The sequence below is a fragment of the Polyangiaceae bacterium genome (assembly GCA_020633235.1).
Lineage (GTDB): Bacteria > Myxococcota_A > Polyangia > Polyangiales > Polyangiaceae > JACKEA01.
Genome location: JACKEA010000009.1, coordinates 86,151 through 104,544, shown reverse-complemented (window position 1 = coordinate 104,544; position 18,394 = coordinate 86,151). Strand labels below are relative to the sequence as shown.

The 18,394-nt window shown below is 67.6% G+C and carries 15 protein-coding genes; 9 read left to right on the top strand and 6 right to left on the bottom strand.

Annotated elements, in window-relative coordinates; translation table 11 throughout:
* Window positions 1-38: 38 nt before the first annotated feature.
* The 3 genes from tatA to cyoE all read left to right on the top strand — a co-directional run bounded on the left by tatA (window position 39) and on the right by cyoE (window position 2,611).
* The gene (gene tatA / locus H6717_38515) at window positions 39-377 is read left to right on the top strand and encodes a twin-arginine translocase TatA/TatE family subunit (protein ID MCB9582995.1); all 339 of its coding nucleotides are present in this window, start codon (window positions 39-41) and stop codon (window positions 375-377) included.
* Window positions 378-380: 3 nt separating this feature from the next.
* Window positions 381-1,586 (top strand): pyridoxal phosphate-dependent aminotransferase, encoded by a 1,206-nt coding sequence (locus H6717_38510; GenBank protein ID MCB9582994.1) that lies wholly within the window; start codon window positions 381-383, stop codon window positions 1,584-1,586.
* A 131-nt stretch (window positions 1,587-1,717) separates the two neighbouring features.
* Window positions 1,718-2,611 (top strand): protoheme IX farnesyltransferase, encoded by an 894-nt coding sequence (cyoE, locus tag H6717_38505; GenBank protein MCB9582993.1) that lies wholly within the window; start codon window positions 1,718-1,720, stop codon window positions 2,609-2,611.
* 115 nt (window positions 2,612-2,726) lie between these two features.
* Here the strand turns inward: cyoE and H6717_38500 are convergent, their stop codons facing one another.
* The 4 genes from H6717_38500 to H6717_38485 form a co-directional block, all read right to left on the bottom strand.
* Window positions 2,727-3,179: a response regulator gene (locus H6717_38500; GenBank protein MCB9582992.1), complete on the bottom strand. Its 453-nt coding sequence runs from the start codon at window positions 3,177-3,179 to the stop codon at window positions 2,727-2,729.
* A gap of 67 nt (window positions 3,180-3,246) precedes the next feature.
* Window positions 3,247-4,338, bottom strand: a complete 1,092-nt coding sequence (locus tag H6717_38495) for a hypothetical protein (GenBank protein ID MCB9582991.1) — start codon at window positions 4,336-4,338, stop codon at window positions 3,247-3,249.
* 37 nt (window positions 4,339-4,375) lie between these two features.
* Window positions 4,376-6,085, bottom strand: a complete 1,710-nt coding sequence (locus tag H6717_38490; protein ID MCB9582990.1) for a hypothetical protein — start codon at window positions 6,083-6,085, stop codon at window positions 4,376-4,378.
* Between the two features lie 137 nt (window positions 6,086-6,222).
* The gene (locus H6717_38485; protein MCB9582989.1) at window positions 6,223-7,068 is read right to left on the bottom strand and encodes an SDR family NAD(P)-dependent oxidoreductase; all 846 of its coding nucleotides are present in this window, start codon (window positions 7,066-7,068) and stop codon (window positions 6,223-6,225) included.
* A 484-nt stretch (window positions 7,069-7,552) separates the two neighbouring features.
* Between H6717_38485 and H6717_38480 the strand changes: the two genes are divergently transcribed.
* The 6 genes from H6717_38480 to metG all read left to right on the top strand — a co-directional run bounded on the left by H6717_38480 (window position 7,553) and on the right by metG (window position 14,263).
* A complete protein-coding gene (locus tag H6717_38480) occupies window positions 7,553-8,545 on the top strand; it encodes a hypothetical protein (GenBank protein ID MCB9582988.1) in 993 nt (330 codons plus the stop codon).
* 95 nt (window positions 8,546-8,640) lie between these two features.
* On the top strand, window positions 8,641-9,126 hold the full coding sequence (locus tag H6717_38475; GenBank protein MCB9582987.1) for an RNA polymerase sigma factor: 486 nt from the start codon (window positions 8,641-8,643) through the stop codon (window positions 9,124-9,126).
* Window positions 9,123-9,836 (top strand): hypothetical protein, encoded by a 714-nt coding sequence (locus H6717_38470; protein MCB9582986.1) that lies wholly within the window; start codon window positions 9,123-9,125, stop codon window positions 9,834-9,836. Before H6717_38475 ends, H6717_38470 begins: the two co-directional genes overlap by 4 nt.
* A gap of 43 nt (window positions 9,837-9,879) precedes the next feature.
* Window positions 9,880-10,803 carry a hypothetical protein gene (locus tag H6717_38465; GenBank protein ID MCB9582985.1) on the top strand — a complete coding sequence of 308 codons (924 nt, stop codon included), beginning with the start codon at window positions 9,880-9,882 and terminating at the stop codon, window positions 10,801-10,803.
* A 17-nt stretch (window positions 10,804-10,820) separates the two neighbouring features.
* On the top strand, window positions 10,821-12,188 hold the full coding sequence (locus H6717_38460; GenBank protein ID MCB9582984.1) for a carboxypeptidase regulatory-like domain-containing protein: 1,368 nt from the start codon (window positions 10,821-10,823) through the stop codon (window positions 12,186-12,188).
* 44 nt (window positions 12,189-12,232) lie between these two features.
* Window positions 12,233-14,263, top strand: coding sequence for a methionine--tRNA ligase (gene metG, locus H6717_38455; GenBank protein ID MCB9582983.1), 2,031 nt, complete (start codon window positions 12,233-12,235; stop codon window positions 14,261-14,263).
* 5 nt (window positions 14,264-14,268) lie between these two features.
* Here metG and H6717_38450 read toward each other — a convergent pair whose 3' ends face one another.
* Together H6717_38450 and H6717_38445 are read right to left on the bottom strand one after the other, a co-directional pair.
* On the bottom strand, window positions 14,269-16,959 hold the full coding sequence (locus H6717_38450; GenBank protein ID MCB9582982.1) for an AAA family ATPase: 2,691 nt from the start codon (window positions 16,957-16,959) through the stop codon (window positions 14,269-14,271).
* A gap of 87 nt (window positions 16,960-17,046) precedes the next feature.
* The gene (locus tag H6717_38445; GenBank protein MCB9582981.1) at window positions 17,047-18,363 is read right to left on the bottom strand and encodes a thymidine phosphorylase; all 1,317 of its coding nucleotides are present in this window, start codon (window positions 18,361-18,363) and stop codon (window positions 17,047-17,049) included.
* Window positions 18,364-18,394 lie beyond the last annotated feature (31 nt).

The following is an 18,394-nucleotide window of genomic DNA, read 5'->3' as shown; positions in this document are numbered from 1 at the left end:
TCTAGGAACGATCACGAACTTCCGGTAAGGAGATTTCCATGGCCGTCGGCCCCTGGCAGATCATCATCATCGCCCTCATCGTGCTGCTGCTCTTCGGTGCTAGCCGCCTTTCGGAGATCGGCAAGGGTTTGGGCGAAGGCATCCGGAACTTCAAGAAGGGCATCTCCGACGAGGGAGATGACGACGACGACGAGGACGACGAGCTCGAAGAACGGCGTCCCCCGAAGAAGCTCAAGGGCAAGAACAAGGCCCGGGCGGAGGTCCGCGAGCGTCCCAAAGCCAAGGTCAAGGCCAAGGCCAAGAAGAAGAAGGTCGCTGAGGCAGAGTTCGAAGACGTCGACGACGAAGACGACGACGAAGACGACGAGCGGGGCTGAGCGATGCCCACGACCCTTGCCCAGCGCCTCGCGCGCGTCGCCCCCAGTGCGACGCTGGCCATGACCGCCCGCGCCGCCGAGCTCAAGGCCGAAGGGCGCAAGATCTACACCTTCGGTGTAGGGGAACCGGACTTCGAGACCCCCGAGCATATCCGGGAAGCCGCTGCCCGTGCTCTCGGCAGCTCCTCCCACTACACACCGGTTACGGGTACGCCGCAGCTCAAAGAAGCCATCGTCCAGGCCACCGCGCGGGACCGCGGTTGGACCCCCAAGCTCGAGAGCATCAGCGTATCCGTGGGCGCCAAGCACGCGCTGTTCAACTTGGCCATGGTGCTGTGCGAGCCCGGGGACGAAGTGGTCATCCCCACGCCGTATTGGGTCAGCTATCCAGAGCAATGGAAGCTGTTCGGCGGGACGCCGCGCTTCGTCACCACTCGGGTGGAAGACGGCTGGCTGATGTCCCCCGACGCCCTGCGCGCGGCGATCAGCGACAAGACCAAAGCCATCATTCTGTGCAGTCCGTCGAATCCCACCGGCGGCGCCTATTCCCGAACGGACCTCGAGGGGCTGGCAGAGGTCCTGCGCACCACGGACGCCTACGTCATCGTCGACGAGATCTACGGCGACCTGGTCTACGACGGCTTCGAGCACGTCTCCTTGGCTGCCGTGGCGCCGGACTTGATGGACCGCCTGATCGTCATCGATGGCGTCAGCAAGAGCTACGCGATGACGGGCTGGCGCATTGGTTGGAGCATCGCGCCGCCGGTGGTGGCCAAGGCATTGGCCAAGGTGCAGGGCCAATCCACCACCAATCCCACCGCGGTGGCGCAGGTGGCCGCGCAAGCGGCACTGCTCGGTCCGCGGGAGCCCGTGCTGCGCATGCGCGACGCCTTCGCCGCGCGCCGCAGCAAGATGGTGGAAGGTCTGGCGAGCATTCCGGGCATTCGCTGCAGCATGCCGCGGGGAGCGTTCTACGCGTTTCCCGACGTGACCGGCCTGTACGGAATCCAGCATGGAGGCAAGGCGCTGGAAACCGACGTGGACGTGGCATTGTGGCAGCTGGACGTGTGCGGCATTGCCGCGGTGGCTGGAACGCCGTTCGGCGCACCAGGACACATTCGCTTCACTTACGCCTCTGCGGAGAGCGTGATCGACGAAGCGCTGGCTGCCCTGCGCTCCGCAGTAGCGAGCGCCCAGCGCGCGACTTGATCTCCTGCGGACGCTGCAAAATTACGGCTTCTCGAGATCTCTGGCGTGACGGGCAGCCTTGAACTATAGACCTGCCGTCGCTGTCCGGTGCTCCGGTGTCTCGCCGTGTCCGGTTCAGCGCACTCTCAGGCATGAGTAGCACCGCACAAACGGCGACGACCGCCCGCGACCCGAAGAGCGTCGCGCTCGCGCTCGTCCAGCTCACCAAACCCGGCATCACGCGCATGGTGCTGATCACCACCGCAGCGGGAGCCGTGGTCACGCCGGTGTCGCTGCACCTGCCCAAGTTGCTGGTGGCGCTGTTCGGGACCACCCTGGTGGTGGGCTCCGCCAACGCCCTCAACATGTACCTCGAGCGGGACGTGGACGGCGCCATGGAGCGCACCGCCGGTCGCCCCTTGCCCAGTGGTCGCTTGGCTCCTGAGACGGCCCTCTGGTTCGGCATCGCGCTCGGGGTCGTGGGGCTCTTTCTGCTCACCTTCCTGGTGAATCTGGCGACCGGGATCCTCGGCGCCGTGGCGCTGGTCAGCTACGCCCTGGTGTACACACCGCTCAAGCGGGTCACGCCCTATGCCCTGCACGTGGGCACCATTCCGGGCGCCATCCCGCCGCTCATCGGTTGGGCCGCGGTCACGGGCTCGCTGTCGTTGGGGGCGCTGCCGCTGTTCGCGATCCTGCTGGTGTGGCAGCTGCCGCACTTCCTCGCCATCTCCCTGTTCCGTCAGGCGGACTACGAGCGCGCGGGCCTGTGCGTGTACTCCTCCGTGTATGGCGAAGCTGCCACGCGCCGCGCCATCGTGAGCTATTCGATCTTGCTCGCCGCCGTGAGCGTCGCGCCTCCGCTGCTTGGAGTGGGCGGCCTTTGGTACACCGTGTTCGCCGCCATCTTGGGTGCGAGCTTCGTCACCGTCGCGCTCCTGGGCCTCAGAGGGAACGCGGGCGTGCGCTGGGCGCGCACCGTGTTCTACGCCTCGCTGCCGTACCTGGTGCTGATCAGCGGCGCCCTCGTCGTTGCCGCCCTGTGAGTGGCCGCGCCTGCTCGCGTGAGCAGGACGTTTTTGGGACGGCCCTCGCTCGAGAGTCGTGGCCGCGCCGCCCCGACAAGATCTTCAGCCAGAAGCTTGTCGCTGCGCCGCGGAATCAGCGCGTACGACGGAATCCGCTCTGCAGTCGCGGCTCGCTGTCGCGGCTCGACACGGGGTCGCCGTTGGCCGCCAGCGCTTGCTCGTTGACCTCGACGACTGCAGTCTCCATCGCCTTCACCAGCGCGTGAAGGCCGGCCTCCTTGGCGACGAAAGTCCCGAGCTCGGAGGCCGCGAGCCGGATATCTTGATCCTGAGTACCGCTGAAGAAGACCACGACGTTGGTGGTGCCGCGCTCGAGGAGCTGTCGAGCAACGTCCACGCCGTTGCCGTCGGGCAGATCCACGTCCATCAGCACGCAATCGAAGGTGCGCACGTCCGCCAGCGCGTGCCGGCAGGTGCCGGCGACGGCGATCAGCTCGTGTCCGCGGTGGGACAGGTAGCGTTCCGCAGCGCGGCACACGGTGGGGTCGTCTTCGACCAGCAAAACGCGGAGCGGAGTCTGAACCAACCCGCGAATGTTACCAATTCGAGGCAAGAATGCACGGGGGATGGGTTCAGCCCATGATTCCGAAAGGTTACTGCGGCGTGGTGGAAGGGGCGCTCGAACCTTCGGCGCCCTCCTTGGGCTCGACTTTGGGCTCGACTCGCGCGAGCGGACCCGCCAGCGCCGCGAGGCACAAGCCGAGGGCCAAGATGGGGATGTCCGTGGCGCTTCGGGCAAGCAGCGCGAGGCCGAGGGCGGTGCACGCCACGTTGCCGCGAGAACGTGACGCGAGGGCGGTCGCAGCCCCCACCAGCTCGAGCAGCTCGACCACGGAGCGGAGCATCTCGGGGCCGAAGGGGCGCGGGTGGCGCGTCAGCTCTCCCACGGCCCGGGACGCCAGCACCGTCCAAGGCCCTGCGTCGTAGCTCTTTCCGGCGGCCGCCATGAGTCCCACGGCGACGGCGACGAAGACCGCAATCCCGAGGAAGACCGCCAGGCGGCGCACGTTCTTCGCGCTGAGCCACGCCATGCCGATCAGCCAAGCGCCGAGCTCCAGCACCATGGCGATGGTGGCCAGCGTGCGCGCGACGTCGAACAGCGAAGCCAGCGCTTCTTGACTGGCGCGCAGTGCGAGCAGCCGGGCACTGGCGTTGACCACGGAAGCGATGCCGGCGAGGCCCAACACCATGCCGAGGCCACGGGTCTTTTCCGACATCAACGTGGGGACCGAGGCGGTCAGCGCGATGATAGCCGTGAGGACGCTGAGCACGAGGGCCAGCAAGATGGGGAGCGGTCGGGTGGCGGCGGCCATCGCCGTGGTGATCACAGCGGCGACGAAGGGCGAGATGCCCACGCGGTAGCCGATGCTCAGCCGACTGTCCTTCAGCGTTTCGATCAAGAGGCCGAAGGCGAGCAAGCAACCGGCGACGACGCCCACCTGACTCAGGATCGCGCCGATGCGATCCGTGGTGATGATGGTGCGTTCGATGCCTGCTCGCCATCCGGGTAGGGCGGGGGAGAGCACGTGGGCGACGACGGTGCTGAGCCACAGCACGATGGCCACGGCAGGCAGCCACCAGCTGTCGGGGGCACGCTCGAGCCGCGGGCGTAGCGCCGCCGGCCGCTCGCCGCGGGTTTCGCCCTCTTCAGCTGGTGACGGTTCGGTAGTGGACGAGCTCGTCACGCAATTCTCCGCCGACGTCCGGCACGTTGATTCGGCTTTACCTCAGCGCTGCGTGCTTTTCCAGAGCAGGACGCTGAGCCTTGCCATGGCGCTGGTCGGAGGGCGGCGGGCCTTCCTTCGGATCGTAGGGCTCCTTCGGGGGGTTGACCTCCGGAGGCGCCGTCTTCGGCTTGACCTTCAGGATGTAGGGGCGCGCGAAGTAGGTCGAGCACGCGTAGTACGGGTTCCGGTAGAACTCCCAGTGAAAGTAGACGTTGCCGTCCGGCGACACGATTTCCCGTGGCGGCGCGCCATAGGGCGAACCGCGTTGTACGGACTCGAGAGCGGCGATGTCGAAGGCGGTGACGCCGCTGGTGCGGGTCACGCCCATGCGCACGACGCGGCCGTCGTCTTGGCTGAGCACGATCTCCAGATGTGTCTTGATGTCCGGCCGATTCATCGGGTGGTTGGCCGGTAGGCTGTCGAGGGAGGCCAAGAACGAGTCCGCGAAGATGGGGTGCAGACGATTGTGGATGGCGTTCAGGTAGCTCGCGAAGGGCACGCGCGCGGTGTTGAGCGCGGTCTGGTTCCCTGGCTGCACGCTGGGCACGTAGTTCTCGATCGCGCTCCGCCAGCGCTCGATGCCTTGCGACTTCCAGGAGCCGCGGTGCTTGCTGCGTCGCCGTTCACCGTCCAGCTTGCGCTCCATCGCCAGTCGATCTTGCCCGATGGCCTTGACCGCTGCGCGCGGGCTCAGGCTCAACCGAATGCCGTTCTTGGTAGTGCCCATCGCTCCGAAGCCAAGCAGCCGATCGTCCTGGTACTTGGCAGGGGGGAGGCGCTTCTTCTTCCTGCGCTTCTTCTGCGCCTTGACCTCGCGCCGAGCTTCCCGAGGGGACGAGACGGAATAGGCGCCGCTCTCTCCGGCGAGCGTATCCGGGCGGGCCTCGCTGCCCTTGCTGGCGACTTTCTCGCTCTGCGCGGGCTCGGGCCGGGTGGCCGCGGGTTTGGGAGCGGGCTTGGGGGCGCCCGCCGCTTGGGCGGGCTCTTGGGCCGCTTTCCCAACGTCCGCTGGGGGGGCAGGGTCAGGTGCGCGGTCCTTCTCTCCCTCGTGGTCGTCGGATTGCGCGACGCGAGCCTCGTCCGAGTCCCCAGGATCGTTGGTGGGGCCGGTGTGGTTGCCGCCCGGCGTGGGGTTCTTGTCGTTCTGATCGGTGGAGGTGATGCGGGCCTGGGTCTGCTTCTTGACGTGATTGGCTTGGTCGCCGATGAACTCCGCGTTGGGATTGTCCTTCTGATTCGGATCGTCCACGTGTTGAACGACGGCGATCCGCTTCTTGGGATCCATCTTGGGGAGCTCCGGCGGGGTCTTTGCTTCTGCCGCCTCCGCCTTCTTCGCTACCTCGGGCTTGGGCTTCTCCGGCTCGGGCTTGGGCTTCTCCGGCTCGGGCTCCTTCTTCTTTTCCTTCTCCTTCTCGGGGAGAGCGATCTCTTCAGGGTCGTCCGCCGGGTCGGTGGGATCCTCGGGGGCGTCCGCCTTGGGCGTGGGGTCGTCCTTCGGCTCGCTGGGCTTGTCCTCGATCAAGGTGACTTCGGTGCTGCCGGTTGCCGCCTGGACCGAGAGCTGCACGCTGCGCGCGAACCGCTGGATGTCGAGGGTCTCCTCGATCATTCGCGACACCCGCGTCGCGCCCCCGCCCCAGGCGAGGTGGGCGAGCACGGCCGTCGCGATCCAGAGAAACAACGGGATGTTGGATTCGCGCGGCATGATCAGAGCGCTGAGAGACGCTGCCCGGAAAAGCTAACACCCGGCCCCTGCCCCAGCAATTGTGCGGCCCCAGGGCCAGGAGCGGCAAAATCCGTGGAAAGGTCGCATTTTCCGACGAAGGTGGATTCCCCCGCTGACTACAGCTTGTCGATCGACTCCCAGTGTTCGGCGATCTCCTCCGCAGTCCACACGCCGCCATCGCCTTCCTTGAACTTGCCGGGGCTTTCCACCACTCGAAACACGCTCATCTTTCCGCCCGCGACACTCAACACCAAACCACTGCGATCGCCGCACAGGTCGCTGGCGAAGAACAGGTGGGCGGGAGCCACGTGGTCCGCCGTCAGCGTGTCCACCTTCTGAAACATCGGAAGATCCTCGGTCATGCGCGTCTTGGCGATGGGCGCGACGGCGTTGACGGTGATGCCGTAGCGCTGAAGCTCGATGGAGCCGGTGCGGGTCAGACCGTAGATCCCTGCCTTTGCCGCGGCGTAGTTCGCCTGACCGAAGTTTCCGAGCATGCCCGATACGCTGGTGGTGTTGACGATGCGGCCGCCCGCGCCCTGTTCTTTCATCTGGCGGGCAGCGGCCTGCATGCACAGGAACGTGCCCTTCAAGTGCACGTCCACAACGGCATCCCACATCTCGTCGTCCATCTTGAGCAGGGTCTTGTCCCGTAGGATCCCGGCGTTGTTCACCAGGACGTCGAGGCGGCCGTAGCGTTCCACGGCGGTCTGCACCAGCCCTTCGGCGCCTTCGCGGGACGCCACGGAGTGCGTGCTGGCGCTGGCCGTGCCGCCGCCCTGCACGATTTCCGCGACCACGCGCCCGGCGGCGGTTTCGTCCCCACCGCTGCCGTCCCGCGGGCCGCCCACGTCGTTGACGATCACCCGTGCGCCCTGTTTCGCGAACAGCAGCGCGGTCGCGCGTCCGATCCCACCTGCCGCGCCCGTCACGATCGCGACCTTGCCGTCCAGTGCTCCCATGTTCTCTTCGACCTTTCTCGAGCGCTTCGTTCCGCGATGTGGGGCGTCCGTCAAGCGCCGGTCGGACACCGCGCCGGAAAGCAGCCAATCGAGCGCCAGCCCCACCGCGGCACCGACGGCGGAGCCGGCGGCGTCCCAGGCCAGATCTCGCTCGCTGGCGTCGCCGCGTCCCGTGGCGTCGAGCATTTCCTTGCCGAGACCCGCGCTGAACGCCAGCCCGGCGCCGAGCAGGAACCGTGAGTCGCGCCGCTCCGTCTGGGTAGCGACCACGCCGTAGCCTCCCAGTCCGAGCCCCACGGACACTCCGAAGTGCAGGGCCTTGTCACGTCCGAACCAGGGGTCCGACTGGGCTCGCGCGGGAGACGTCCACGCAAGCAGAGTCAGGAGTGCGAGCAACGTCCGGCTCTCGAGCATGTGCGGTGCGCAGTGTCTCACGAATCGCTTTGGGGTTGCTCGACGCGCTGCGTGGGCAGACAGTGCCGCCATGTGGCTTCGCCGAGCGGCGGCAGGTGCAGTGCTTCTGGCGTCCGCGGGCGCGCACGCCCAGGATGAAACGCCGGTGACCGCCGCCATCGAGTGGCACCGTGAGGCGGGAGCCGAAGAGTGCATGGACGCCACGGCCATCCGTCGAGAGGTGGATCGGCGTCTTGGTCGACGTGCGGTGGCGCCGCGGGAGCGCGCAGACCTGGTGGTGGACGGTACGTTGAGCGCTGGAGCCGACGGCTTTCGAGCGCGGCTGGTGCTGCAGAGGCCGGACGGCAGAGCGCTCGGAGTTCGGGAGCTGTCGACCAAGGCCGATCACTGCTCCGCCCTCGACGAGTCCCTGGCTCTGGTCGTCGCACTGATGGTGGACGTGCCGCGGTCCGAGATCCCTCCCGCGCCGGCAACGCCGCCGCCCGTGGCGCGTCCTCGAGGCGTGGTGATCCCCGCCGAGACCTTCGCGCCGCGGCGGCCGTGGCACTTCGGGGCAAGTGCCCTCGGCGCCTTTACCCTCGGGCTCGAGCCCAAGGGGGTGTTCGGAGCGCGCGCGTTGCTGTGGCTCGAGCCGCCGGCCTTCGCTCGCTTCGAGGTCGAGGCTTCGACCTACGCCAGCGCTCGGGCGGACGCCGAGCGTAGCGGGGCCGGGACCGACTTTCGAGCTTCGACCCTGGGCCTGTTCGTGTGTCCTCTGGCTTTTGGCGGAGCTCGCCTGTGCGCGGGACAGGTCGTGGCTCAGGTGGACGCCGAGGGCTTTGGCTTCGACCAGAGCTATCAGCAGGCGCGGTTGGCCGCCGCCGTCGGGGTACGGGCCCGCTATCAGGTGTCTCTGCTGGGGCCACTGGTGCTTTCTGCGGGCCTGGGGGCTGATGGCTACGTGTTCCGGGACCGCTTCTTCTACACGCGCTCGGATGGCGTCGAAGCCGAGCTTTTTCGCGCATCTCCGGTGGTTGGCTCCGCGGAGCTCGGCTTCGGGCTAAGCTTTCCATCGGAGCCCTGAGCTCCGGTGACGGTAATAACGTGAGCGTAGGCCACCCACTCATCGATGACGGCCCGGCGGCCCGTGAAGACACATCCTGCCCGGACGTACCCGACCTGCGGAAGATATTCGATGACTACTCGGCCTTCGTCTGGCGCACCTTGCGCCACCTCGGGGTCCGCGAAGCGGACGTCCCGGACGTGTGCCAAGAGGTCTTCATCACCGTTCACCGGCGCATCGACTCCTTCGAGGGGCGCTCGGCGCTGCGCACCTGGCTGTACGGGATTTGCCTCAGAACCGCGTCGGATCATCGACGCCGAGCCCACGTGCGCCGCGAGGTGGCCGTGGAGCAGGTTCCTCGAGAGCAGATCGACGCCGAGCAGCCACAGGCCGTGGATCGCCAGCGGGCCCGGCGGCGGCTCCTCGAGCTGTTGGAGCAGCTGGACGAGGACAAGCGTGCGGTCTTCGTTCTGTACGAGATCGAGGAGCTGGGCATGAAGGAAGTGGCCGAGATCGTGGGCTGCCCCCTTCAAACGGCGTATTCGCGCCTCCACGCCGCGCGCAAGCAGCTGGCCGAGGCGATGACGGAGCACCGCCCATGAAGGACCCGACGCGCTGGGCGGATGGTGGTGACGCGCCGGGAGACCTCGCTGCTCTGCTGAAGGGCGCGCGAGACGACGTGCCCACGCAAGAGGAGCTGAAGGCGGTCGCCGCTGCGCTGGGGCCGGCTCTCGGTGGAAGCGCGGGTTCTGGTGCCGGTGCGACTGGTACGAGCGGTGCGGCGGCCGGAGCGACGGGCGCCGTGTCCGGCCCCATCGTGGTGCTGGGCGTCGTGGCGGCGTGCGCACTTGCCGGCGGCGGGCTGTACGCGCTGGTGAAGAGCTCGGCGCCGGAGTTCAGCCACGCGCCGACGCCAACGACGCCGATTGTCGTGCCGGCGGCGCCGAGCGTTTCCGCGCCGAGCCAACCCCAGGAGCCGGAGACCACTGCGGAGGAGCCGTCTGCCAGTGCTGCGCCGGAGCCCGTGAAGCCCGCACCCACCGCCAGCAAGGGACCGAGCGAGGCAGAGTTGCTCCGACGCGCTCAGCAATTGGTGCAGACGAATCCTGCGCAGGCGTTGGCGCTGACGCGAGAGCATCAGCGAAGGTTTCCGAACGGCGCGCTCTCCCAGGAGCGCGAGGTCATCGCCATCGAGGCGCTGAAGAAGCTCGGAAACGAGAAGGCGGCCAAGGAGAAAGCGGGTGAGTTCGAGAAGAGCTACCCCGGCTCCGCCCACATCCCCAAGGTGGAGACGCTCAAGCCGTCGCCGTGATAATCGCTCGCGGCTCTGGCCACGAACCTTTCCAGGGATGTCGATGAAGCTCGGAATCTGCAGCCTTTTCGTGCTGTTCGTCGCCGTGGCCTGTGGCGACGACGTGGAAATGGGCAAGGACTCGAGCGGCGGTGCGGCCGGAGCGGGCGCCACGGCCAGCGGTGGGACTGCGGGAGCGGACGCCGCCGTGGGGGGCAACGCCGGCAGCGGAGGGACGGGAGCGCTGCCCACCACCACCGCCGCCTGTCAGGGTCACATCTACGAGTGCGGCGATCTGGTCGACAACGACAACGATGGGCTCATCGACTCGCAGGACCCCGACTGCCTGGGCCCCTGCGACGACACGGAAGGTTCGTACTTCGGAGGCATTCCAGGTCAGAACAACTCGCCGTGTCGGCAAGATTGCTACTTCGACCAGGACACGGGCGCAGGCAACGACGATTGCTACTGGAACCACCAGTGCGATCCATTGAGCGTGGCGCCGGACTACCCGCCGAGCAGCGACGACAAGTGCGCCTACGATCAGAACGCGAACACCTCCGGAACGAGCAAATCGTGTGACGAGCTGTTTCAAGCGCAGTCTTCCGCCTGCGACGACTACTGCACGCCGCTGACGCCCAACGGCTGCGACTGTTTCGGCTGCTGCGAGCTGCCGGCGGGCAGCGGCAAGTTCGCTTGGCTGGGCTCCACGGTGAACGGCGTGGGGAGCTGCGATCGCGATCACGTCGACGATCCGGCGTTGTGCAAGCCGTGCACGCCGGTACCCTCGTGCTTCAACGACTGCGGCAAGTGCGAGCTGTGCGTCGGCAAGGACACGCTGCCGAGCGACTGCACGAACCAGCCCGAAGACGCAGGCACCACGGACCAGTGCCCGAGCGGTGTGACGCCCTGCGGGCGGCCGGGGCAGGCGGCATGTCCCGTCGACCAGTACTGCATCACCGGCTGCTGCAGAGTCGTGCCGAAGTGAGGAACAAGGAGAACACGATGCGCCTCTTGGCCAAGCTAATCGCGTTGCTGACGGTGTCTCTGGCGGTGGGCTGTGGCAGCGACGACGAGCCGAAGGAACAGCCCAAGGCATGCGACCCGGTGGCGCAAACCGGATGCGATACTGGCCAAGTGTGCGAGCTCGGGCCGGGTCAGGGGCCGGCGTGTTACGCGCCGGTGAGCATCCAAGGGAAGGTCTTCGACGCCTACGATGCCTCACCGGTGGAAGGTGCGCACGTGGTGGCCCGCGACCCGAACGACGCGGTCATCTCCAGCGTGGCGATCTCGGACAAGGACGGCAACTACGACCTTCGCGTGCCCGCTCCCCGGGACGCGAACGGCAAGCCCGTGAGCACGAGCTACACGTTGCGCGCCGACGCTTCCGGATATTTGACGTTCCCCAAGGCGCCGCGCATTGCGTTGCCCGTGGACATCTCGACCGCCAGCGGAGACCCCCTGGTCGTGAAGTCCGTGGCCACGGACATCGGTTTGGTCCCGTTGGAGAACGCTGCGGGTCTCGGCAGCATCAGCGGCAAGGTGCTGGCCAAAAACCCGGGCGGCACGCTGGTGGTCGCGGGCGGCGTGACCGGCACCGCCGACACGGAGGGCGACTACACCGTGTTCAACGTGCCGGCGGGCAGCGTGGAGGTCAGGGGCTACTTGGCCGGCGTGAACCTCGAGACCAAGTCCGCGGACGTGAAAGCGGGGGAGACGACGGGAGACGTGGATCTCGGAGTGCTCTCGGATTCCACCGCCACGGTGAGCGGCAAGGTGGAGATCGTGAACGCTCCGGGCGGCGCCGATACCTCCGTGATCCTGGTGGTCGAAGATACCTTCGTGGAGAACGCGGCCCGGGGTGAGGCGCCGGCCGGGCTTCGGGCGGAGCACGTCAGCGGGGATTTCAGCATTCCGGGCGTGCCCGACGGGAAGTACGTGGTGCTCGCGGCGTTCGAGAACGATGGCCTGGTGCGCGATCCGGACACCAGCATCGGTGGCACGGAGATCGTTCACATCACCGTGGCGGGCGACAGCGTTCCCATCGCCCAAGGCTTCAAGGTGACCGGCGCGCTGGCCGTGTACTCGCCGGACGGAGGCGACACCGTGAGCGGCATGCCCACCTTCAGCTTCGAGGACGACTCCAGCGAAGACAGCTACACCGTGCAGGTGTTCGACGTGCTCGGCAACGAGGTGTGGAAGAAGGAAGGCTTCGTCGGGCCCAAGGGCAACAAGCCCGTGGACGTTCCTTTCGATGGTGACCTCGCTAGCTTCGAGAGCGGGAAGTTCTATCAGTTCCGCGCGACGAGCATCAAAGATGGCGTCCCCATCTCGGCAACGGAAGACCTGAAGGGCGTGTTCGTCTATCAGTGAATCGCCTTCCACTGGGGCCGGGGCTGATTTAGGTTCTCGGCCTCATGACTCGCCGGATCCTGGTCACCGCCGCGCTGCCGTACGCCAACGGGCACATCCACCTCGGTCACTTGGTGGAGTACATCCAGACCGACATCTGGGTGCGGTTCCAGCGCCTGCGGGGCCATCGCGCCCTGTACATCTGCGCCGACGACACCCACGGCACCGCCATCATGATGCGCGCGCGGCAGGAAGGGCGGGCACCGGAGCAGATCATCGAGGACATGAGCGCGGCGCACCAGCGGGACTTTGCCGGCTTCTCGATTCAGTTCGACAACTACGGCAGCACCCACTCGGCGGAGAACCGCGCCTTGTGCGGACGGATCTGGCAGGCGCTCCGGGACCAAGGCCTGGTCGTGGAGCGGGACGTGACCCAGCTCTTCGATCCCAAGGAGGGAACGTTCCTCGCCGACCGCTTCGTGAAGGGCACCTGCCCCAAGTGCAAGAGCCCGGATCAATATGGGGACAGCTGCGACAAGTGCGGCGCCACCTACTCCGCCGCCGACCTCATCGACCCCGTGAGCACCTTGAGCGGGGCGCGACCGGAGCTCCGGACGGCGAAGCACCTGTTCGTTCAGATCGAGGCCCTGCACCCCTTCTTGGAGGAGTGGACGCAAGGTGGAGAGCATCTCCAGCCAGAGATCGCGAACTACCTCAAGGGGCACTTCTTGGCGGAGGCGCTTCGGGACTGGGACGTCTCACGACCGGCGCCCTACTTCGGCTTCGAGATTCCGGATTCTCCCGGCAACTACTGGTACGTGTGGTTCGACGCGCCCATCGGCTACATTGCGAGCAGCCAGCAGTGGTGCGATCGGAACGGAGAGAAGCTCGAGGACTGGTGGCAATCGAGCGAGTGTGAGGTGCGCCACTTCATCGGCAAGGACATCACCTACTTTCACACGCTGTTCTGGCCGGCCATGTTGAAGACGGCGGGCCTCAGCCTGCCTTCTCGCGTTCACGTTCACGGCTTTCTGACGGTGAACGGCGAGAAGATGAGCAAGTCGAAGGGCACCTTCGTGATGGCGTCCACCTATCTGGAGCATCTGGACCCGGCATACTTGCGCTACTTCTACGCCAGCAAACTGGGCCCGCGGCCGGACGATCTGGACCTGAACCTGGAAGAGTTCGTCAGCAAGGTGAACTCGGACTTGGTCGGCAAGGTCGTGAACTTGGCGAGCCGGAGCGCGCGCTTCGTCGAGAAGGTGGGCCTCGCGCAGCAATATCCCGAAGACGGCGGCCTGTTCGCGGCGGCTGCAGCCGCGGGCGACGAGATCGCCCAGGCGTACGAGGCGTGCGACACGGCCAAGGCCATGCGCCTGGTGATGGCGCTGGCGGATCGCGCCAACGAGTACGTGGATCAGATGCAGCCCTGGACCTTGAAGAAGGATCCGGCCAAGGCTCAGGAGGTACAGGCGGTCTGCACCGTGATCCTGAACCTCTATCGTCAGCTGGTGATCTACCTCAGCCCCGTGCTGCCAAACCTGGCGGAGGGAACGGCGGAACTTTTGAACGCCAAGGCCGAGCGATGGGAAGACGCCAAGACGCCGCTTCTGGGGTCGCCGGTCAGCGCGTTTTCGCACTTGATGCAGCGGGTGGATCCCAAGAAGCTCCAGGCCGTGATCGACGCCAGCGTGGACGCCAGCCAGGACGTGGCCCGCGCCAAGGCGGACGATGACGGCTCGGCGCTGGAGGCCGAGCCGCTCTCGCCCGAGTGCACGATCGACGACTTCGGCAAGGTGGATCTGCGGGTTGCCCGCGTGGTCGCAGCGGAGCAAGTGCCGGAGGCGCGCAAGCTCTTGAAGCTCACCGTGAGCCTCGGTGGTGGCGTGACGCGCACGGTGTTCGCCGGCATCAAGGCCGCCTACGAGCCCGACGCGCTGGTGGGTCGGCTCGTGGTGGTGGTCGCGAACCTCGCGCCCCGCAAGATGAAGTTCGGCGTGAGCGAAGGCATGGTGGTGGCGGCCGGGCCCGGCGGTAGCGACGTGTTCGTGCTGTCACCGGACGACGGCGCGAAGCCCGGGCAGCGCGTGCACTGAGCCTGTCAGCCGATCACGATCTCGGCTGACGGGTCCAGCAGATAGCCGCCGTCTCGCGTGAGGAGCACGTCTCCGAGGCCCAGCTTGCGTAGGGTCGCGACGGCGACGTGCACGCGATGCACTGCTGCCTCCACTCGAGCGCGCTCTCCCGGCCAGCCGGCGCTGAACAGGTCGTTCACGGTGCTGTTCGCCCCCGGGCTCTTCATGCGCTGGTCCACCAGCGCCCACAGCACCCGCCGCAGGTTCTGGCGCCGTGAGATGTCGTGGGCGCTGCCGTCCGGCGCGACGAACCTGTATGCATCATGGTCCACCCGGAGCGTGCGGCGGGCGCTCCCGAGGGCCAGCTTCAAGAGCGCCCGCGCTAGTCGGAGCTCGTCCGGGGGCGGGGGATCTTCTTCCGGGATCGCGCGGGCCTCGGCGCACAAGCGCGTCGCCTCGGTGTCGTCGCCGCGGGCGCGGGCGGCGGCGACCTGCACCCGAAGCCCGTAGGTGTCCACCACCTCCGCGTCGCGGCTTCGCCCGCTTTCCGCAACGAGCTCCCGCGCATTGGTCAAACACTTCTCGGCCGCCGAGGTCTGGCCGGCTCCCGCCAGCGCGGCGGCTCGCGCCGCGAGATAGAGCGCTTGGTGCCGCGCGTCGCCGACGGTCTTCAGGAGCTCCGTTGCACGCTCCAGACTCTGGGCGGCGTTCGCGTCCTGGCCCTCCAGGAGCGCGACGTGACCCAGGTAGCCGAGGGCCATGCCCTCCCAATGCAAGATGCCGACGTCGCGGGCGACCTCCAGCGCTTGCTCGCAGAAGCCTCGGGCCCGCGGCGCGTCTCCCTCTTCCATCGCGATCCAGCCGAGCTGCGCCAGCACTGCGGATTCGAGGCGTCGTTCCCGCACCTCGCGTACGATGTCCAAGGCGGCTTCGTAGCGTTCGCGTCCATCCTCGAGCTGGGCCCACTCCACGTGGCGTAGCCCCAGATTGATCAGCGCGGCGGCCTCGTCGCGCCGAGCGCCGCTCTCGCGAAACGCTTCCAACGCTGCTTCGAACTCGCGGTGAGCTTCTTCGAGTCGCGCGAGCCTTCCGAGGAGGATCCCGTGCTCCGTGTGTACGATGCCGTGGGTCCTGCGATCGTCCACGTGCTCCAGCGTGGCGAAGGCGAGCTCGAAAGCGCGCACCGCCTCGGCGTCCTCGCGTTGCCACGCCAGCGCCACGCCCACGCGCGCCGCGCACTGTGCGCGAATCTCCGGGGCTTCCCCCTCCGCCGTGAGGGCGATGGCGGTTTGATAGTCGGGGATGCCGTCTCCGGCGGCGCCCAAGAAGCTCTTGGCCCAGCCGCTGCAGCCGAGCACCTTGGCGTACAGCGCGACCGGCGGAGGCGACTTCTCGCACAGCGACAGCACGCCGCCGAGGCGCTCGACGTGGGGGCTCAAGGGACCTCGGACCGCGTACATCGGGTGCAGGCTCACGATGGCCCGTGCCGCCGTCGTGCTGTCCTCCGCGGCGAGCGCGCGCTCCAGTACGGCGAGGAGGTCACCCGAGACGAGCGCGAGGCGATCGAGGGCGCGGACGTCTCCCCGCGCGAGCGCCGCGTTCTCCAGCTCCGGCCCCAACGTCAAGAAGTGCCTCGTGTGCCGTGCGAGCGTCGCTTCCCGGTCGGCTCGCTCGCTGAGCTTCTCCTCGGCGTAATCGCGAATGCTCATCAGCAGCACGAAGCGCTTCTCGTCCGCCGAGCTCGATGTGCTGCGGACCAGGGAGTGGTCCAGCAGGGACTGCAGCACCTGTACCGGCCACAGCGCGCCACCGGGGGCGCCGTCGCCGAGGCTGACGACGGCCCGCACCGCGTCCAGATCGAAGGAGCCTCGGAACACGGAGAGCTGGGCCAACGCCGAGCGTTGCCACTCTTCGAGCAGCTCCCAGGACCAATCGATGGCACCCCGCAGCGTGGCCTGTCGCGGCGTGAGCCGCGCTCCGGGGCGCGCGACCAGCGTTTCGAAGCGCGACGCCAAGAGCTCCAACAGCTGCGCCGGGGACAACAGACCCACGCGAGCGGCGCACAGCTCGATGGCCAGCGGGATGCCATCCAGCCGGCGTACCAGCTCCGCCACGGCGGCCGCGCGTTCGTCGTCCAGCTCGAAGCCGGCATCCGCGAGCTTGGCGCGGTCGGCGAACAGCTCTGCAGCCTCCGCCTCCAAGACCTCGCTCGCGCGCCGGGCCTCGGGGGCCGGCACGGACAGCGGATCGAGCTCGAAGCGCTGCTCCTCCGCCAGCGCCAGGGGAGCCCGCGAGGTGGACAGCACCCGAAGGTCGGGCGCATCCGCCAGCCAGCGCTTCACCGTGGAGCGGGCGGGCTCGACGACCTGTTCCAGGTTGTCGAGCACCAGGAAAACTCGGCCGCGACTGCCGAGGGCGCGGCTGAGCACCGCCGCGGGATCACCCCGCGCCGCGGTGAGCGGCACGTCCAGGGCCTGAGCCACCGTGGCGCACAGCTCGCTTTCGCTGCGCGCAGCGCTGAGATCACAGAACCACGTCTGCAGGTGGCTGCGGGCCACTTCGTCGCTCGCCGCGAAGCGACGCGCGAGCCGCGTCTTGCCCGTGCCCGAGGTCCCGACGACCGTCACCAACCGCGCATCGTCCGCGAACAGCCGTGCGAGCTCCGCGAGCTCTCGCTGGCGTCCGATGAAGCGCGTGTGTTCGTCGGCTCGGATCATCTAGGTCGAAGTGCGACCATAGCAGGCCATGGTTTTGTTGGCCCGGCGCGGGCACACCGCGCCGCTTCCGCGGCGCACCGACAAAATCTATCTCGTGATCCGCTCGATCAAGAGCGGTGCGCTCTTGGGCGGGCGCTTGCCGATCCCGAAGGCGCGGCGCACGCGCTCCGAGACCGGCCCGAGGCCCGTCTTGTTCTGGACGTGGAGATAGGCGAGGGGGTCCCCGCGCTTGACGCGAGCGCCGACCTTCTGAGCCAGCTCGATCCCCACGGCAGGATCGATGGCCTGATCTGCGCGTAGCCGTCCGGCGCCCATCTCCACCGCGGTGAGACCGAGCTCGAGGGCATCTTGCGAGACGACGTAGCCGGAAGCGGTGCTGTCCACGACAATGCGATGCTTCGCTTTGGGCAAGCGCGAAGGATCGTGCACGGCGCGAGCGTCGCCCCCCTGGGCGGAGACCATGTCCGCGAAGCGCTTCAGCCCCGCGCGGCTGTCGATGGCGGCCTGGAGCTTCTTTCGTGCATCCGACGCATTCTTGGCGGCGCGGCCGACGAGCAGCATCTCGGCGCCCAGCGCCAGCGTGAGCTCCCGCGTGTCTTCGGGGCCTTCGCCCAGGAGCACTTCGATGGCTTCGCGTGTTTCCAGCGCGTTGCCGATGGTGAGGCCGATGGGCGCGGACATGTCCGTCAGCACGGCGACCACCTTCTTCTTGGCGCGGGTACCCACGCGCACCATGGCGCGGGCCAACTCTCGCGCCGAGGCGAGATCCTTCATGAAGGCGCCCCGACCGACCTTCACGTCGAGGACCAGGCCGTCGATGCCCTCGGCCAGCTTCTTGCTGAGGATGCTGGCCACGATGAAGGGGATGAACTCCACCGTGCCCGTCACGTCGCGCAGCGCATAGATGCGGCGATCTGCCGGGGCCAAGTGGGCGGTCTGGCCGATCATCGCCACCCCCACTTCACGCACCTGCTTCTCGAAGCGCTTCACGTTCAAGTCCACGCTGTAGCCCGGGATGGCTTCGAGCTTGTCCAAGGTGCCGCCGGTGTGACCCAGACCGCGCCCGGAGATCATCGGCACGGCGACGCCGCAGGCGGCCACCAGCGGCGCGAGGCACAGGCTGATCTTGTCACCCACTCCGCCGGTGGAGTGCTTGTCCACCTTGGTACGCTTCACGCTCGCGAGCTTCAACACGTCGCCCGAGTGCAGCATGGCGTCGGTGAGGGCGGCGGTCTCGTGGTCGTTCATGCCTCGCAGGAACGCCGCCATCAGAAACGCGCTCATCTGGTAGTCGGCGACGTCGCCCTTCACGAACGCACGAATCAGGCCGCGGACTTCTTGGGGGCTGAGAGAGCCGCCGTCGCGTTTCCTGATGATGAGCTCGACCGGATTGACCCTGTCCATGGCGACGGAGCATAGCGGCTCCGTCGCGCGA

Coding starts and splice junctions, on each gene's coding strand:
- tatA (MCB9582995.1), top strand. CDS start 39: ATGGCCGTCGGCCCCTGGCAGATCATCATCATCGCCCTCATCGTGCTG.
- H6717_38510 (MCB9582994.1), top strand. CDS start 381: ATGCCCACGACCCTTGCCCAGCGCCTCGCGCGCGTCGCCCCCAGTGCG.
- cyoE (MCB9582993.1), top strand. CDS start 1,718: ATGAGTAGCACCGCACAAACGGCGACGACCGCCCGCGACCCGAAGAGC.
- H6717_38490 (MCB9582990.1), bottom strand. CDS start 6,085: ATGCCGCGCGAATCCAACATCCCGTTGTTTCTCTGGATCGCGACGGCC.
- H6717_38485 (MCB9582989.1), bottom strand. CDS start 7,068: ATGGGAGCACTGGACGGCAAGGTCGCGATCGTGACGGGCGCGGCAGGT.
- H6717_38480 (MCB9582988.1), top strand. CDS start 7,553: ATGTGGCTTCGCCGAGCGGCGGCAGGTGCAGTGCTTCTGGCGTCCGCG.
- H6717_38470 (MCB9582986.1), top strand. CDS start 9,123: ATGAAGGACCCGACGCGCTGGGCGGATGGTGGTGACGCGCCGGGAGAC.
- H6717_38465 (MCB9582985.1), top strand. CDS start 9,880: ATGAAGCTCGGAATCTGCAGCCTTTTCGTGCTGTTCGTCGCCGTGGCC.
- H6717_38460 (MCB9582984.1), top strand. CDS start 10,821: ATGCGCCTCTTGGCCAAGCTAATCGCGTTGCTGACGGTGTCTCTGGCG.
- metG (MCB9582983.1), top strand. CDS start 12,233: ATGACTCGCCGGATCCTGGTCACCGCCGCGCTGCCGTACGCCAACGGG.
- H6717_38450 (MCB9582982.1), bottom strand. CDS start 16,959: ATGATCCGAGCCGACGAACACACGCGCTTCATCGGACGCCAGCGAGAG.
- H6717_38445 (MCB9582981.1), bottom strand. CDS start 18,363: ATGGACAGGGTCAATCCGGTCGAGCTCATCATCAGGAAACGCGACGGC.